This is a genomic window from Pseudarthrobacter sp. RHLT3-21 (genome assembly GCF_059383495.1).
Window position 1 is genome coordinate 166,244 of record NZ_JBWZCI010000001.1, and the last position, 17,214, is coordinate 183,457.

Here is a 17,214-nt window from a genome sequence, read left to right on the forward strand (position 1 = left end):
GTGCAGCATCAAACTTGTGATGGAGGCGTTTGTTGATGTCGTCTGGATCCAGCGTGGAGGATCAAGCCTTGGCTATTGGTGACCGGGAGGGATTCCTGGCGGATTATTACCAGCATCTTGCCGAAGAGGATGCACGGACTTATTCCCCGGAGGTGCAGGCCAGCCGGGCGGAAACCCACCGCGGTGTCGCCGCGAACCGGCAGCCGGGCCAGGCTCAGGTTTCCATCGTCAACGAGGAGGACAGCAGCGTCGTCTATGTCGTCACGGACGATATGCCTTTCCTTGTTGACTCGGTCAACGCCGAGCTTGTGCGCCAGAACGCCGCCATCGGACTTGTCCTTCATCCGCTGTTCGTGGTGACCCGGAACCGGGAAACGGGGCAGCTGGTTAAGGTTGATCGGGTCCCGTCCCACATCGGTCTCTCCAGCGGTGACACCGCGGCGATGCCCATGCTGTCGCACCTCATCGCGCAAGGCGAAAACGCCTCCCACATGGAGTCGTGGATCGCCGTGGAAATCAACCGCGTCTCCGACGAGGCAAAGGCGTCGTTGCTGGACGGGCTGGACCGCATTCTGGGAGACGTGCGCGCCGCCGTCGAAGACTGGCCCAAGATGCGAAACAAGGCCCAACAGATTGCCGCGAGCCTGGACCAGGTGTCCCACCCGGCCCAGATTGCCGAACTGCGGCAGGCGCAGGACCTTTTGCGCTGGCTCGACGACGGCAACTTCACTTTCCTCGGATACCGCGAGTACGACCTGGCCACCGTCGACGGTGAAGATGTGCTGGAGCTGCGTGAAGACAGCGGTCTCGGACTGCTCCGGGCGAAGCCGGGCGCTCCGCACATGCAGCACCTCACCGACGCCGGACGAAAAAAGGCGCGGGAAAAGAAGGCGCTGGTAATCACCAAGGCAAACTCACGGTCCACGGTCCACCGTCCCGCGTACCTTGACTACATCGGCGTGAAGAGTTTTGACGCCGCAGGCAACGTCAACGGCGAGCGCCGCTTCATCGGCCTGTTCGCGACCAGTGCCTACGCCGGATCCGTCCGGAACATCCCCATCGTGCGCGAAAAAGTGGACGCCGTGCTGGGCAATGCGGGCTTCCCGCCGGACTCACACTCCGGCAAGGACCTTTTGGGGATCCTGGAGACGTACCCCCGCGACGAGCTGTTCCAGATCGAGACCGAGGACCTGGCGGCCACCGCAACCGGCATCCAGAGATTGCAGGAGCGGCGGCGGACCCGTCTGTTCCTCCGGCCGGACATCTACGGCCGTTTTATGTCCGCGTTGGTCTACCTTCCGCGTGACCGGTACACCACCAATGTCCGGCTCCGCATCGAGGAGGAACTGCGGACCACGTTCCAGGCGGAGTCCATCGACTACGAGGCGCGGATGACCGAATCGGCCCTCGCCCGCCTGTTCTTCCGGATCCGCTTGCCCAAGGGCGCTGAGATCAGCCACGTCAACGCTGATGAGCTTGAAGCGCGGCTGGTCCGGGCGGCCCGTTCGTGGAGTGAGGGCATCACTGAAGTCCTGCGGGAACGCGGCGCTGATGAGCAGGCGAAGGAGCTCGCCGCGATCTGGTCGGAGGCTTTTCCCGCCGGATACCGCGTGGATTACGAGGTTGAGGACGCGCTGGAGGACATCGCCCGGTTCGAGAAATACGGGGCTGAAGCCGAGCGCACAGCCGCTGCCAGGCAGGAACGGCCGGGCGTCCACGTGTACTTGCCCAAGGGTGCCGGTGAAGTGCTGGAAGAGGACGCCCGCGTCAAGCTGTACATGCTGGAACCCAAGAGCCTGAGCCAGATCCTGCCGTTCTTCCACAATCTGGGACTCGAGGTGCTGGATGAGCGGCCTTTTGAGATCGAGACGGCTGACCAGCGGGACTTTTTCCTGTACGACCTGGGGCTGAAATACCCTGCCGGCATTGATCCGCTGGCCACCGGACAGCTGCTGGCCGACTCGTTCGGTGCCGCCGTATCCGGCGCCGTCGAGTCGGACAGTTTTGACCGGCTGGTGCTGCGTGAGGGGATGCAGTGGCGCCAGATCACCGTCCTGCGGGCCTACGCCCGGTACATGCGGCAGATGGGGAACACCAACTCGGTGGGCTTCATGGCGGACACGCTGCTCGCCAATCCCTATGTCACCAAGGCCCTGACGGCTCTTTTCGCGGCCCGGTTCGATCCCGCCCTGAGTGGGACCGAGCGCCTTGCGGCGCAGGAGAAAGTCCGCGGCGAGCTGTCAGCTGCCATTGAAGAGGTGGCAACGCTCGACGCCGACCGTGTGCTGCGGACCTTGGCGAACCTGATCGAGGCGACCCTCCGCACCAACTACTACCAGTACAAGACGCACCTGAGCTTCAAGCTCGATCCTGCCCGGATTGAGGGTCTGCCGTTCCCGCGGCCCATGTTCGAAATCTGGGTCTATTCCCCACGGGTCGAGGGCGTCCACCTCCGCTTCGGCAAGGTGGCCCGCGGCGGCTTGCGCTGGTCTGACCGGCGCGAGGATTTCCGGACGGAGATCCTTGGCCTGGTGAAGGCGCAGACCGTCAAAAACGCCGTCATCGTTCCCACCGGCGCCAAGGGCGGCTTCTTCGCCAAACGGCTGCCCGACCCCGCAGCGGACCGTGCGGCCTGGATGGCTGAGGGTGTTGAGAGCTACAAAACGTTCATCCGGGGTCTGTTGGACCTCACTGACAACCTTGTCGCGGGAGCTGAGGGCGAAACTGTAGTGCCGCCGTCGGACGTTGTAAGGCACGACGACGACGATTCCTACCTTGTGGTGGCGGCGGACAAGGGGACGGCCACGTTTTCGGACATCGCCAACGGGCTGGCGGCCGAATACGGGTTCTGGCTCGGTGACGCGTTCGCCTCCGGAGGGTCCGTGGGGTATGACCACAAGGCCATGGGAATCACGGCCCGTGGTGCCTGGGAGTCGGTCAAACGCCACTTCAGCGAGCTGGACGTGGACACCCAGACCCAGCCGTTCAGCGTGGTGGGCGTGGGGGACATGTCCGGCGACGTGTTCGGCAACGGCATGCTCCTGTCCCGGCACATCCGGCTGCTGGCAGCCTTCGACCACCGGCACATCTTCCTTGACCCCGCACCGGAAACGGAATCGTCGTTCGTGGAACGGCGGAGGCTGTTCGAACTGCCGCGGTCCTCGTGGGACGACTACGACAAATCCCTCATCAGCGAAGGCGGCGGCGTGTACGCCCGCCAGGCCAAGTCCATTCCGGTCTCGCCGCAGGTCCGGGCGGCCCTGGGCCTGCCCGAGGCGACCACAGAGCTGAGCCCGCCGGAGCTTCTCCGCGCCATTCTGCTCGCCCCCGCCGATCTTCTGTACAACGGCGGGATCGGAACCTACGTCAAGGCCAGCACCGAGTCCAACGCCTCCGTGGGTGACAAGGCCAACGACGCCATCCGCGTGGACGGCAAGGACCTGCGGGTCAAGGTGGTGGGCGAAGGCGGAAACCTGGGCATGACGCAGCGCGGCCGCATCGAAGCTGCCCTGCAGGGCGTCATCCTGAACACCGACGCGATCGACAACTCGGCCGGCGTCGACTGCTCCGACCATGAAGTGAACATCAAGATCTTTGTGGACCGGATGGTGGCTGCGGACAAACTGTCCCCGGAGGAACGGGCAGGCTTCCTCGCCTCCATGACGGACGAGGTGGGGCGGCTGGTCCTCGAGGACAACGTGGACCAGAACATTCTGCTCCTGAACGACCGGATGCGCGTGGCCGAGTGGAGCCCCAGCTATGAGCGCCTGATGGACTGGCTGGAAAAGTCGGCTGACCTGAAGCGTGAACTGGAAGCGCTGCCCAGCACTGAAACGCTGCGGGAGCGCCTCAGCCAGGGGCAGGGGCTGACGTCACCGGAGCTCTCGGTGCTGGCGGCTTACGCGAAGATCGAGCTGGCATCGGCGCTGCGTGACAGCGACCTCGCCGACGATCCCTGGTTCCGCGCGACGCTGCGTGCGTACTTCCCGCAGCAGCTGCGGGAACGGTTCGACGCCGAACTGGACACCCATCCACTACGGCGCGAGATCATTGCCACGGTGGTGGCCAACGACATGATCAACATGGGCGGCATCACGTTCGCCTTCCGCACCATGGAGGAAACCTCGGCCACGGAGGTGGCTGTGGCCAAGTCCTTCGTGGCGCTCCGCGAGATCTTCGACCTGAACACCATGGTGGGGGAGTTGAACAGCCTGCCGGCGTCGTTCCCCACCGAACACTGGAGCACCGTCCACCTGGACATCCGCCGCCTGCTGGACCGTGCTGTCCGGTGGCTGCTGGCCCAGGGCGGCACGTCCCGGCCCATCGCGGTGACCGTGGCCGAATTCAAGCCGCTCCTGGACCCGATGCGCGCGCGGCTGCTGGATTATCTCCGTGGAGATGACCGTGACCGCGTTGTCAGCTGGCTGGAGACCGCGCACGGGTGGGAACTTCCGGATGGGCTTGCCTTCCGTTGGGCGGAGCTCTTCGAGAGCTTTGCCCTGCTGGACATCGCCAAGATCGTGCATGCCCGTAAGGAACCGGTGGAGGAGATTGCGGCGGTTTACTACACCGTGTTCAACCGCTTCCACGCTGACTCGCTGCTGGAACGGATCAGCAGCCTGCCGCGCCAGGACAGGTGGCAGGCACTGGCCAGGGCCGCACTCCGGGATGACCTCTATTCCACCGTCTCGGACATGACGACGGCGGTACTCGAGTCAACAGCGTCCGGGGACTCTGCGGAGGACAGGCTGAAGGACTGGGAACGCCAGAATGCCGAGCAGCTGGGCAGGGCGAAGAGTATGTTTGACGAGGTCAACTCGCTCGAAGCCGACGATATGGCGTCACTGTCGGTAGCATTGAGGCTCTTGAGGTCAATCGTCCGACGCTAGGAATCCCGGCGTCGTAACTGGAGGTGCAGTGGCAATCTTTACGGACCCCATCAGGGAACACGCTGATTTCGGGCCGGGCGATGCCGAATGGCTGCACCTCCTGGTGGGCGACTGGCAGATGGTCGCTGACCTGGCGTTCGCTGACCTGGCGTTGTGGTTCCCGCACCCGGATCACGGCTATGTGGCGCTGGCGCACGTCAGGCCGTCGACCACGCACACCGTGTTCCACGGCGACTTTGTGGGCGAGCCCATCCGGCAGGACCTGCAGCCGCTGGTGGACAAGGCCTGGAGCAGCCGTGCCATCGAACGGTCCGGCGAGACCAACTGGAGCACGGACATGGCGTTGCGGGTGGAGGCTGTGCCGATGGTCCGCAACGGCCGGACCCTGGCCGTGGTGACCACTCACATGGACCTGTCCAGTTCCAGGATGCCGTCCCGTTTGGAGCTGACGTACCGGCAGTGCGCCTACGATCTCCTCCGGATGGGAACGCTGGGACTGTGGCCCGACTTTGCCTCGCCCACCGGTTCGCGCCGCGGCGCGCCTCGTGTGGGGGACGGTCTGATCAGGCTCGATGCCGAGGGCATTGTGCAGTACGCAAGCCCCAATGGGGTGTCGGCTTTCCGGCGGCTGGGCGACGGAGAGTCGCTGGAAGGCCGTTCCCTGGCCGAGGTGACCGCCGGGCTGCTGAAGGACCGGAGACTCGTGGACGAGACGCTGCCGCTGGTTGTGACGGGGCGGATGCCGTGGCGCAGTGAGATCGAATCCCGTGGTGTGAGCCTGTCACTGCGGGCCATCCCGCTGCGGGATGAACAGCAGCGCTTTGGTGCGCTGGTGCTGTGCCGGGACGTCTCGGAGCTGCGGCGCCGGGAGATGGAACTCGTCACCAAGGATGCAACGATCCGCGAGATCCACCACCGGGTGAAAAACAACCTGCAGACCGTTGCGGCCCTGCTGCGAATGCAGTCCCGCCGGATGGTCAGCGACGAGGCCAAGCAGGGCCTGGAGCAGGCGATGCGGCGCGTGGCCACCATCGCGCTGGTCCACGAGACGCTGTCACAGGGTTTGGCGCAGAGCGTTGACTTCGACGAGCTCATCGGCCGCCAGTTCAGGTTGTCCGCTGAGGTCGCGTCGCCCTCGCAACAGGTCAAGACCGAGAAGTCCGGACTCTTTGGGGAACTTCCCAGCGACTTCGCCACGCCGCTGGCACTGGTGATCAACGAGCTGGTGACCAACGCCGTCGAGCATGGCCTCGAAGGACGCACGGGCACCGTATGGCTCATCGCCGACCGTTCCGAAGAGGAAGACGGCGAGGAACTGCTGACCGTCACCATTGCCGACGACGGTGTGGGACTCCCGGATACGCCGCACGTCGAGGGACTCGGGCTGCAGATTGTCCGCACGCTGGTGACCAGTGAGTTGGGCGGCACTATCGCGTGGCATCCGCGCGACGGCGGCGGAACGGCTGTCCAGATCCGACTCAGCCTGGCCGCCAGGTAGCCGGGTGGCTAGCCGGTCACTTAACTGCCGGTGACATAACCGCCGATGGCCGCAACCCGGAAGGGTCGCGGCCATCGGCATGTGAGGCTGTTGGTGCTTTGGCCTTTTAGTAATTGGCCTGGTTAGTTGAGCCTAGGAGGCGCGGCGGGCGCGTGCGGCGCGGCGCTTAAGGGCGCGGCGTTCGTCTTCGCTCATGCCGCCCCAGACGCCGGCGTCCTGGCCGGACTCGAGAGCCCACTGGAGGCACGTGTCAACGACGGGGCAGCGGCGGCAAACGCTTTTGGCTTCCTCAATCTGGAGGAGGGCAGGCCCTGTGTTTCCTACGGGGAAAAACAGTTCCGGGTCCTTGTCGAGGCACGCCGCGCGGTTACGCCAATCCATGCTGATCAGTTGCTCCAATTCTGGGATAAGCCGTTTGTGAAATAATTCACTAGTAGCTACAAAGGAAAAGGGCCCTGAGGGGCCCCCTTGGTCATCTCAGTCAAGCCTGTCATGTTAACGCTGTGTAAACAAGGGGTAATAGAGCTTGAAATCCCCGGATAGCTGAGCGATACGTCACACGGGCATCGCCGGCCCCCACCACTTTCCGACTATCTCCGGTAGGGTGCCAGTGTGTCAAGACCCCCCATGAACCCTACTGATCCGTCGCCTTCCACGCGCCCGCGCGGCATTGTGGCGATAGCGCTCGTTGTTGCCGTCGAGGCCACCGCGCTGTTGATTGCCGCCGCCTGGTATGGCTACGAACTCCTGACCGGTGCGCCGGTCCTGTCTTTCTGGGGAGCCGTATTCACCCTTGGGCTGCTGCTCGCGTTCTCGGCCTGGCTCTATTCGGTGGGTCACTTCCTCTTCCGGGGGCGCCGGTGGACGCGGGCAGCGGCCTTGGTGGCCCAGTTGTTTGTCCTTACTATCGGCGTCCCCACCCTGACCGGTGGCGTTGTGTGGGCGGGGATTGCCATGCTGGTGCCGGCGCTTGCGGCCATAGTGCTCCTGTTCGACAAACGCGTCATCAGCTATGCGTCCCGGACAGGCGGGTTACCCCCGGCACTCTAGGTGTATTACCGACATCTAGGCTGCCACTCGTTCCAGCCACTGATCCGGCGGTACCCAGCCCAGTTGGACTGCCAGAGCGCGGCCGTTCTGGATAAGGACGCTCCGTCCGGGTGGAGGGTTGGGTTCCGCCTCGAAGCGGACACCTAAGAGGTCGCCATCCATGAAGGTCCGGGGCGCGATCAGGATGCCGCAGCCCAGGTTGCGCGCCTGGAGGGCCAGCGGAACACGCTGGGCGAGGATCGGGCTGTATCCGGCCGTCATCACCACTGTGACACCAAGCGTGTTGAGGTCGGCAAGGTCGTGGTTGACATCCTGCGGCAGCAGGTCCGCATCGTCAACCAATGCCACTGAGTTCCGTTCCAGGCCGCCGGCTGTCGCTTGGCGCAGAACCCCGGACCAGTAGGCCCCCGGCTCGGCGTCCTGCTCCGGCCGGAGCCACGGACCTGCTTCAGGGTTGAGTCGCGACAGGAGCCGGAGAAATGATGACTTTCCCGACGACGGCCCGCCCATTACGGCCAGCACTCCACCTGCTGGCACCCGGACGGCTGCCGGTTCAAGTTCGTCGCCGCCGACGCCGATGAGGAGGAGACGATGCCCGTGCGTGACCCTGGCTGTCCATCCATTCGGGATCTGAGCGGCCGCCTGGTCCCGGATCTTGGCCGCCGGCGCCACGGCCGGCAAAGGCTCAACGCGGAATGGCCGACTCCGCAGGGACAGCTCCTGCGCCTGGGTTGCCCCCGGATCTGCGTCCTGAGCGCCAGCGGCCGTGAAGAACTGGCAGACGGCAGTTCTTCCACCCGACAGCGCGCCCACAGCGACGCCCCTTCCAACCACGGGCGCTGTCGGAGGCAGTTTCGGCCAGGCAATCCGGCTGTCGTCGCTGGAGCCGGTAGGGAAGTACACGCGGCTGGGAACGGCTGCGAAGAACCTGGAAGTGACCAGTTCCCGCTGTCCGGAGATGATCACCGTAATTCCGGCCCGGCTTCCATCACGGACGAGGTCATGGAGAACGTCCTCGGCCCAGGCCAGCGGCCCGGCACGGAAAGCCGAGAGCCAGGATCCCCAGCCAGCGATCACCAGCACGAGCTGTATGTCTTCCTCAGTGGCGGGACGTCCGAGCCGGCGGGACTGCTCCCGTGCCAGACGCTCCAGGATGCGTACTGCACGGCGAAGCTCGTGCAGTCCTGCCCTGGCGCCCACCCGGCAGTGGGAAGCCAATCCCGCGAACGAACTGTCCGGGTCCAGCACATACAAGTGCGATTCCCGCGCGTGGGATGCCAAACGGAGGACTGCCAGTCGGATTGCTTCGGGTACTCCGGATTCCGGTCCGCCGACAAGCGCCAGGTGTCCGTGGCCGGCAGGTTCCCAGACTAAAGGTGCAGTTCGCTGTTCAGTGGGCAGATCCATCAGGCCGAGCCTCACCGACCAGCCGTCGCTACACTCCTCCGGTGATCCGGCAGGTTCGGGGAGGAGACAGGGGAGCGGCGCAGCAATCGGCTTCCGGATGGCCGGACGGTTCATGGCCTTCCACAACCCGGACATGGAAGCTATCAACGGGGCGGTTGCCTCAGCCGGAGTCGGATCACTGCCGTGAGATCCGGAACCCTCCGGTACGGCGGGGGCATCAATGAACTCGGAGGCCAACCATACGGAGACTCCCGCCGGTTCGGACCGGATGGCTCCGGCTGTCAGCGATCCGGCCTGGAACTCCAGAGGAGCCTCCGTTCCGCGGGCCAGATAAGCCCGGCCCGGCGTATCCACGCTGATTCCGGCCGCGGCTTTCGAATTGATGATGTCCACCGATTCCATGTCCGACTGGACGCGCAACGCGATGCTGGTGGTGACGTTGGCGCGAATGTCGGCTGTCAGAGCGCCCTGGGGCCGTTGCGTGGCCATGATCAGGTGGATCCCCAACGAACGGCCGATGGCGGCGATCCTCATGAGTTCCCGGAGCGATTCGGGTGCCACCTCCACCAGCATCCGGAATTCGTCGATGACAATCACGAGGTGGGGGAGCGGCGAGGCCCGGCCCGCCGATGTCGCCCGGAATGACGTCAGATCCGGCGCCTGAACTGCCGCGAGGGCCTCTTCGCGGAACCTGATCTCTGCACGGAGGGACTGCAGGGCGCGTTCGAGCTCGTGGCTGCTCAGGTCGGTGAGCATTCCGACACAGTGCGGGAGCCCGGTCAGGGGTCCGAGTCCGGAGCCGCCCTTGAAATCCACAAACAGGAAGTTGATGCGGTCCGGCGCATAGCTGAGGGCGAGGGCAACAGTCAGGCTGCGCAGGAGTTCGGATTTGCCTGATCCGGTGGTGCCGGCGACCAGCAGGTGCGGTCCGTCGTTTTGGAGATCGAGTGTCCGGACACCCTCAAGACCGCGCCCGATGGGAACGGCTAGCCCGGGCCGGCTGCTGTTTGCCGACCATCGCCTGGATGTGTCGGGCGTGGAGTGGGGGAGCAGCTCTGCGAGCCGGCAGACCGAGGGGATGGTCCGTCCTGAGCCGCCGGACCGGTTCTCATGCCGCGCCAAGCTGTGGCAAAACCTGTTGAAGACGTCAACGGGCGCCAGATCAGGGGCGAATCGGATGCTTTCGTCAGCAGCGTTGAACACGGACGAGCGTTCACCGAGTTCCACGTCGGCTGTCGCCAGCATGGTCCTGCCTTCCGGGACATGGATGACCTGCCACCCGTGTTCCAACGCCGTGGCAGTGATGCTGGCCGCGGACTCCGTGCCGTCCATAAGAAGGAGCAGTCCGTGTACATGAGCAGGTCCGAAGCCTTGTTGGAGCAGGGTCCCGATTGTGCTGGAGTTACTGGAAAGAGTGACGCTGTCCAGATATCGTGCGGCGAGGGGGAGCTGCTCAGCGCTGCCATGGATGACAACCCGGGAATTCCGGCCTAACGGATAACCGGCGAGCTGCATCAGGAGTGAGCGCACCAGCCCGTCGACGGCGGCGCGTGGCCCGCGGATGGTGGTGACGGGCCTGGCCGGACTGAGTGTGAGTGGCAGCATGCCGGCCGCAGGAATTGCGCGGCCCGGACCCGTGGGCTCGAACCGGATGTTGGCTGGCTGAATGGCCTGGCCCAACCGCAGCCAGATGCCCTCGTTGGTGACCGGGCCGGTCCTGTCCCTACCTGTTGTACCCCCGATGGTCAGGTCCGAGAGCGGCGGCGCGGCCCGCCGTCGTCGTTCCTGGTCCTGGGTTACAGCGGCTCTGACCGCGGCAGCGAGTTCGCGGCGTTGCCGGCGCCCGCCGATCACCGGCACCAGGATGGAGATTGCAGAGACGGCGGTGAAGGCCAGGAACATCCACATTCCGGTCATGACTGCAAGGCCCACGCCGATGACCACCGGCAGCACAGCCGTCAGGAGCAGGGCCGCGCGGTTCGTGGGATCGTCGCGGCGGCTGACAACCAACGGCTGGTGGACATCCGTCCCGGCGTCGGCCGGGCCGTCGCCGGTACGCTCGAGGAACACTAACGACATGGTGGAGTTGCCGCAACGAATGGTGGAGCCGGTCGAAATCACGGCATTCCTCACGCGCTCGCCTCCCACGTCTGTGCCGTTGGCACTGTCCAGGTCAACAATCGTGATGGCTGTCTCCGTGACCACCAGGCGTGCGTGGGCGCGCGAAAGCTCGGCGTCTGGGATGAGAATGTCGGCATTGCTGCGGCCGATTGTGTACGTGCCCCGCCGCAGCGGCACAACCGTCCCCGAGCCGGCACCGCTGTGGACTGCCAATGCCAGTGACGCCGGAGGCTCGGAGGTGCGCTGCCGGGACCTGCGCGCCGAGAGGTCCGCTCCATCGACGAGCGTGGCTCCGTTGACCAGCGGAGGCCGTCCGAGCGTGAGCTCACTGACGGCCTGGCTGTCGACCGACACCATCCCGGTCCCGAACTTTGCCGTCAGCGCGGCCTGCAGTTCCGCACCGGAAGCTCCGGGTGGACCCTCGATGGTCAGCTCCACGGGTGGCTCCTGGAACGCTGCGCCCGGGCTCCGAACGAGGGTGCAGTGCAGCGGCATGATGTGGAATTCCTAACGGTCAGCTTGTTTCCAACGTAGCCATCAGGCAGGAGGGTGTCGCGGATGAAGTGACGTATGTGGATAAGCACAGGTGCCTCCTCGGAGCCTGTCACAGCCGGCACGCCTCGGTTAGGATCAGTGGCACTACGCCGCACGCAATGTCCGAGCCCTCCACCAGAAGGAGCGATTCCCTTGAGTTCAGTGGAAGCAAGCGCCGACGTTTCAGCCAGCTCAGAGATAGGTAAGGGGTCCAAGGTCTGGCACCTAGCGCAGGTCCGCGAGGGGGCCAGGCTCGGGGAGAACTGCATCGTCGGCCGCGGCGCCTACATTGGTCCCGGCGTGCAGCTGGGCAACAACTGCAAGGTGCAGAACTACGCTTTGGTCTACGAGCCTGCCGTGCTGGGGGAGGGTGTCTTTATAGGTCCGGCGGTGGTGCTAACGAATGACGTATTTCCACGGGCCATCAACGCCGATGGGACCCTGAAGACCGAGGATGACTGGGACAAGGTGGGCGTCACCATCAAAGAAGGTGCCGCGATCGGGGCTCGTGCCGTATGCATTGCTCCGGTGACCATCGGTGCCTGGGCCACGGTAGCCGCCGGCGCAGTGGTGACACGCGATGTGCCCGACTTCGCCTTGGTAGCAGGTGTCCCTGCCAAACGCATTGGCTGGGTGGGTCAAGCGGGACTTCCGCTGCATCAGCACAACGGTTCGTGGGTGTGTCCGCGCACTGGCATCCGCTACGAGGAGCACGACGGCGGCCTGCGAGAGTTGCGGGATTAGCGGCCGTAATGTGCTCGGCAGCATGGTGGCGCCCGCCCCGGATTAGTAGGTCACGATGGGGTCTCGGGTAGGCTGGTTCAGCAGACAATGCGCAACATTGCGCTGCCCGCTTTCGAACCAGGAGATTTTGTGACCGCTGACCTCGTCATCGTAGGGTCTGGCTTTTTTGGCCTGACAATCGCAGAACAGGCCGCCACTGAGCTCGGCTTGAAGGTGGTCGTCCTCGACCGCCGCCACCACATCGGTGGGAACGCGTACAGCGAAAAGGAAGAGCAGACCGGGATCGAGGTGCACCGTTATGGTGCTCACCTGTTCCACACCTCGAACGAGCGCGTGTGGGAATACGTGAACCGGTTTACCAAATTCACGAACTACGTCCACAAGGTCTACGGCGTGCACAAAGGCGAGGTCTACTCGCTGCCAATCAACCTGGCCACGATCAACCAATTCTTCCGCGCCAACCTGACGCCGGCCCAGGCCCAGGCACTGATCCAGGAACAGGCTGGCGAGCTCGCCGGAACTGATCCGCAGAATCTGAACGACAAGGGCATCCAGCTCATCGGGCGGCCGCTCTACGAAGCGTTCATCAAGCACTACACCGGCAAGCAGTGGCAGACAGATCCCAAGGATCTCCCCGCCGGCATCATCTCCCGCCTCCCGGTGCGCTACAACTACGACAACCGGTACTTCAACGACAAATACGAGGGCCTGCCGACCAACGGGTACACGGCCTGGATCGAAAAAATGGCGGAACACCCGAACATTGAAGTACGACTGAACACGGACTTCTTCGACGAGTCGCACGAGTACAGCAAAGACAAGGTCGTCGGCAATATCCCCGTTATCTACACGGGTCCTGTCGACCGTTACTTTGACTTTGCCGAGGGTGACCTCTCCTGGCGCACGATCGACTTCGAAGAAGAAGTGCTCGACGTCGCCGACTTCCAAGGAACGTCGGTGGTTAACTACAACGACGCGGATGTGGAGTACACACGCATTATTGAGCCGCGGCATTTCCACCCCGAGCGCGACTACCAGACGGAAAAAACCGTCATTATGCGCGAATTCTCGCGAGCCGCGGAGAAGGGCGACGAGCCCTACTACCCAATCAACACGCCCACGGACAGGGAACGCCTGCTGAAATACCGCGACCTGGCTGCAGCCGAAACGGACGTCCTCTTCGGCGGGCGGCTCGGCACGTACAAGTACCTCGACATGCACATGGCCATCGGCTCGGCCCTGACCATGTTTGACAACCAGATTCGGCCGCATTTTGAGGCCGGAGCGAAGCTTGAAAGCGGAGGCGTAGACGCATGAGTGTCTCAACGGAAAGCACGAATGGCACAGAAATCCCCCTGGCTAACAAAGAACGCTGGGATACGCTGCAGCGGGTAATCCTACCCAGCTCCAGCCAGATGGATACAGTGCCTCTGTATATGGATATGGGTACTGCCACGGGAGTCCAGCTGCCCACTATGGGCGACCGCGACGACAAGGCGAGCAAGCCGCGGACCGTTAGCAGCCCGACGAAAGAGGCCCACGTTGAGGACTTCCTGTCGCGCTTCTCGACGTCAGTCCGATCCGGCGAGCGGGTTTCCTTCGGCAGCTACTTCAACGCATTTCCTGCCAGCTACTGGCGCCGCTGGACCAGTGTCGACAAAATTCGCCTGCATGTGCGCACGCAAGGGGCTGGATCTGTCATTGTCTACAAGTCGAATGCGCGCGGTTCGCTGCAGCGCGTGGACACCCGCAGGGTGGAGGGAATTTCGGAGAACTTCTTCGATCTCTCCCTGGCACCCTTCGGCGACGGCGGCTGGTATTGGTTCGATCTCGTGGCCGGTTCGGAACCCCTCGTCATGCTCGATGCGGAATGGCAGGGACCGGCGGCCGAGAAGCCCAATGGTTCGGTGACGCTTCAGATCACCACCCTTAACAAGACCGACTTCTGCCTTAACAACCTGCGCCTCCTCGCTGAAAACGGCGAGGCGCTCGATAACGTCCAGGAAATCCTCCTGGTCGACCAGGGATCCCAGAAAGTTGCGGACGCGGAGGGTTTCGCGGAGGTCAGGGATTCCCTCGATGGGAAACTGCGGATAATCAACCAGTCCAACCTTGGCGGCTCCGGAGGGTTCGCCCGTGGGATGTTTGAAGCTGTTGAAAACGGCAGCGACTATGTGTTGCTGATGGACGACGACGTCGTCGTCGAACCTGAAAGCATCACGCGGCTGCTGACATTCGCGGACCGCTGCAAGACGCCCACGATCGTCGGCGGACACATGTTCGACCTGTACAACCGGACAGTTCTACACACCTTCGGCGAAACCGTGAACCCATATCGGTTCCAGCCCTCGCTGCCCAACGAAGAGATGATCCTTGGACACGACTTCATGTCCTCGAACCTCCGCCAGACTTCTTGGCTGCACCGCCGCTGCGACGTGGACTACAACGGCTGGTGGATGTGCCTGATTCCCACGAAGGTGATTCGTGAAATCGGGCTCTCCCTTCCCTTGTTCATTAAGTGGGACGATTCGGAATATGGACTACGAGCGAAGGCACATGGTTACCCCACGGTCTCGCTTCCTGGATCTGCCGTCTGGCACGTGTCCTGGATTGACAAGGATGACCTCGTCGGGTGGCAGGCCTACTTCCACGCACGAAATCGTGCCATCGTAGCGCTGCTGCACGGTCCGTATGAATTCGGTGGCCGTGTGCCACGGGAGTCGCAGTATGCAGATATCAAGCATCTCGTTTCCATGCAGTATGCGACCGCCCACGGCCGCCGTTGGGCGCTGGAAGACGTACTGAAGGGTCCGGAAGGACTTCGCGACCTGCTATCGGCCAAGCTGCCGCAGATCAAAGAGATGATGTCGGGATACTCCGATTCTGTCTTCCGCTCCGACCCTGATGAATTCCCAGCCCCGAAAATGGACAAGCCTCCGCGCCGGGGACACGGGATTTCACAGCCATCCAAGATCTCGCTCCTTCCCTGGGCGGCCAAAACCGTGATTAAGCAGCTAGCGTCCCCGGTCAGCGGACTAAGCGGCGAACGTCCCCAGGCCACTGTCGCCCATCAGGACAACCGTTGGTGGCGGATGGCCCAGTACGACAGTGCTGTAGTGTCCAACGCCGAGGGAACGGGCGCGTCTTGGTACCGGCGCGATCCCAAGAAACTTCGGAAGATGTTGGCAGAAAGCGCGCGCCTGCACGCAGAGCTCCTCAAAGAATGGCCGGCGCTCAGCAAGAGGTACAAGGCCGCCATGAATGACCTCACGTCGATTGATTCCTGGCGGAAGACGTTCGAGGAGCACACTCAGAACGAGATCAAGTGAGCGGTATCAGTGCCGCGGAACTGACTGCGCCGGGGGTGAGCGGAGGACTCCGCGACATCCGGCAATCGGGTTTCCTACTGAAACTGTTGGTCCGCAAGGAACTCAAAATCCGCTACCGGGGTTCCGCCTTAGGCATGCTCTGGTCCTATGTAAAGCCCGGCGTGCAGTTCATTGTCTTCTATGTGGCTTTGGGCGTATTCCTCGGGCTGGAACGCAGCCCGAGGAATCCGGAGGGATTGGCGAACTACGCCGTATACCTGTTTTCAGGCATTGTTCTCATCAACTTCTTTTCCGAGGCACTGGGGAACGCCGCCCGGTCGATAGTCAATAACGGCAATCTCATCAAGAAGATCTACCTTCCCCGGGAATTGTTTCCCGTGGCGTCGGTCTGGGTGTCGGCAGTTCATTTCTTTCCTCAGCTAGTCGTCCTGGTGGCTGCCTGCCTGTTTGCCGGTTGGCGTCCTGATGCCTTCCAGCTGCTCACCGCACTCTGTGGATTCGTAGTGGTGGCCTTGCTCGCCACGGGGCTTGGCCTGTTGTTCGGGGCCGTCAACGTGTATTTCAGGGATTCCGAGAACATCGTAGATATGTTGCTCATGGTGGCGACCTGGGCGTCGCCGGTGATGTACGCATGGACCATGGTGCACGACAAGCTTGGCTCTGTCGGTTATGCCATCTATCAGGCAAACCCGGTCACGATTGGCGTCGAGCTGTTCCACTACGCTTTCTGGTTCCCGACGACTGACGGTTCATCGGCGATACCCCCGAATTTGTTCGTGTTGTGGTTGCCAGTAGGGCTCGTAGTTTCCCTCGCGGTTCTCGTTTTGGGACAATTCACTTTTCGGCGGCTTGAGGGCCGCTTTGCTCAGGAGCTGTGAGTGACTAATGCAATAGAGGTCTCCGGCATCAGCAAGGAGTTCGTTCTTCGCCATACCCGTTCCATCAAGGAAGCCGTTGTGTGGCTGGCCAAGGGGCGAAAAGGCGATATGTCCCAGAAATTCCATGCCCTGAAAAATGTCTCCATGGACATAGAGACGGGTGAAACCGTCGCCCTCTTGGGCCTGAACGGTTCCGGTAAGTCCACACTCCTGAAGCACATTTCAGGCGTGATGCTGCCCGATTCTGGCACTGTTCGCACCCGGGGACGGGTGGCAGGGCTGATTGAAGTAGGCGCCGGGTTCCATCCGGACCTGTCCGGCCGCGACAATGTGTACCTCAATGGTGCCATCCTGGGTATGACAGAGCAGCTGGTGGATGACTGCTTTGATGCCATCGTTGAATTTTCCGAAATCGGCCAGTTCATCGACACGGAGGTTAAATTCTATTCTTCCGGGATGTATTTGAGGCTGGCGTTCTCGGTAGCGGTCCACACGGACCCGGAAGTCTTCCTGATCGACGAGATTCTGGCTGTAGGCGATGAACCGTTCCAGCGTAAATGCATCGACAAGATTCAAGAACTCTCTGAGCACGGCAAAACCCTCGTGGTGGTAAGCCATGACCTGGACCTTGTTTCTCGCATCTGCGATCGCGGGATTCTGCTGGAGCACGGAAACGTGATGTTCGACGGCCCGATTCACGACGCCGTCGCCCTCCTGAGGTCTTAGAAATGGGCCGGCTCACGACGTCAACGATGCCGCTTGTC

The 17,214-nt window shown here is 63.0% G+C and carries 10 protein-coding genes; 8 read left to right on the plus strand and 2 right to left on the minus strand.

Annotated features, from left to right (window positions below):
- Positions 1-35 precede the first annotated feature (35 nt).
- Both AC50YA_RS00785 and AC50YA_RS00790 read left to right on the plus strand, forming a co-directional pair.
- Positions 36-4,889 carry an NAD-glutamate dehydrogenase gene (locus AC50YA_RS00785; protein WP_494980500.1) on the plus strand — a complete coding sequence of 1,618 codons (4,854 nt, stop codon included), beginning with the start codon at positions 36-38 and terminating at the stop codon, positions 4,887-4,889.
- 28 nt (positions 4,890-4,917) lie between these two features.
- Positions 4,918-6,387, plus strand: a complete 1,470-nt coding sequence (locus AC50YA_RS00790) for a sensor histidine kinase (RefSeq protein ID WP_494980501.1) — start codon at positions 4,918-4,920, stop codon at positions 6,385-6,387.
- Between the two features lie 132 nt (positions 6,388-6,519).
- On the opposite strand, the gene AC50YA_RS00795 is transcribed toward AC50YA_RS00790, so the two are convergent.
- Entirely contained in the window at positions 6,520-6,768 is a 249-nt protein-coding gene (locus tag AC50YA_RS00795; RefSeq protein WP_003804966.1) for a WhiB family transcriptional regulator, read from the minus strand.
- A 246-nt stretch (positions 6,769-7,014) separates the two neighbouring features.
- On the opposite strand from AC50YA_RS00795, the gene AC50YA_RS00800 reads away from it, so the two are divergent.
- Positions 7,015-7,437 (plus strand): hypothetical protein, encoded by a 423-nt coding sequence (locus AC50YA_RS00800; protein WP_494980502.1) that lies wholly within the window; start codon positions 7,015-7,017, stop codon positions 7,435-7,437.
- Positions 7,438-7,452: 15 nt separating this feature from the next.
- Here the strand turns inward: AC50YA_RS00800 and AC50YA_RS00805 are convergent, their stop codons facing one another.
- Positions 7,453-11,460: an FtsK/SpoIIIE domain-containing protein gene (locus AC50YA_RS00805; RefSeq protein ID WP_494980503.1), complete on the minus strand. Its 4,008-nt coding sequence runs from the start codon at positions 11,458-11,460 to the stop codon at positions 7,453-7,455.
- A gap of 192 nt (positions 11,461-11,652) precedes the next feature.
- On the opposite strand from AC50YA_RS00805, the gene AC50YA_RS00810 reads away from it, so the two are divergent.
- The 5 genes from AC50YA_RS00810 to AC50YA_RS00830 all read left to right on the plus strand — a co-directional run bounded on the left by AC50YA_RS00810 (position 11,653) and on the right by AC50YA_RS00830 (position 17,176).
- A complete protein-coding gene (locus AC50YA_RS00810) occupies positions 11,653-12,243 on the plus strand; it encodes an acyltransferase (protein ID WP_494980504.1) in 591 nt (196 codons plus the stop codon).
- A 129-nt stretch (positions 12,244-12,372) separates the two neighbouring features.
- The gene (gene glf / locus AC50YA_RS00815; protein WP_494980505.1) at positions 12,373-13,560 is read left to right on the plus strand and encodes a UDP-galactopyranose mutase; all 1,188 of its coding nucleotides are present in this window, start codon (positions 12,373-12,375) and stop codon (positions 13,558-13,560) included.
- Complete coding sequence (locus tag AC50YA_RS00820) at positions 13,557-15,572, plus strand: glycosyltransferase (RefSeq protein WP_494980506.1); 2,016 nt, start codon at positions 13,557-13,559, stop codon at positions 15,570-15,572. Before glf ends, AC50YA_RS00820 begins: the two co-directional genes overlap by 4 nt.
- Complete coding sequence (locus tag AC50YA_RS00825) at positions 15,569-16,450, plus strand: ABC transporter permease (protein ID WP_494980507.1); 882 nt, start codon at positions 15,569-15,571, stop codon at positions 16,448-16,450. The genes AC50YA_RS00820 and AC50YA_RS00825 overlap by 4 nt, the downstream gene beginning before the upstream one ends.
- Positions 16,451-17,176 carry an ABC transporter ATP-binding protein gene (locus tag AC50YA_RS00830; RefSeq protein WP_494980508.1) on the plus strand — a complete coding sequence of 242 codons (726 nt, stop codon included), beginning with the start codon at positions 16,451-16,453 and terminating at the stop codon, positions 17,174-17,176.
- The last annotated feature ends 38 nt before the right edge of the window (positions 17,177-17,214 follow it).

Bases quoted from the DNA above. Each gene is read 5' to 3' on its own strand.
- AC50YA_RS00820 (WP_494980506.1), top strand. From the start codon at position 13,557: ATGAGTGTCTCAACGGAAAGCACGAATGGCACAGAAATCCCCCTGGCT.
- AC50YA_RS00795 (WP_003804966.1), bottom strand. From the start codon at position 6,768: ATGGATTGGCGTAACCGCGCGGCGTGCCTCGACAAGGACCCGGAACTG.
- AC50YA_RS00805 (WP_494980503.1), bottom strand. From the start codon at position 11,460: ATGCCGCTGCACTGCACCCTCGTTCGGAGCCCGGGCGCAGCGTTCCAG.
- AC50YA_RS00785 (WP_494980500.1), top strand. From the start codon at position 36: ATGTCGTCTGGATCCAGCGTGGAGGATCAAGCCTTGGCTATTGGTGAC.
- AC50YA_RS00800 (WP_494980502.1), top strand. From the start codon at position 7,015: ATGAACCCTACTGATCCGTCGCCTTCCACGCGCCCGCGCGGCATTGTG.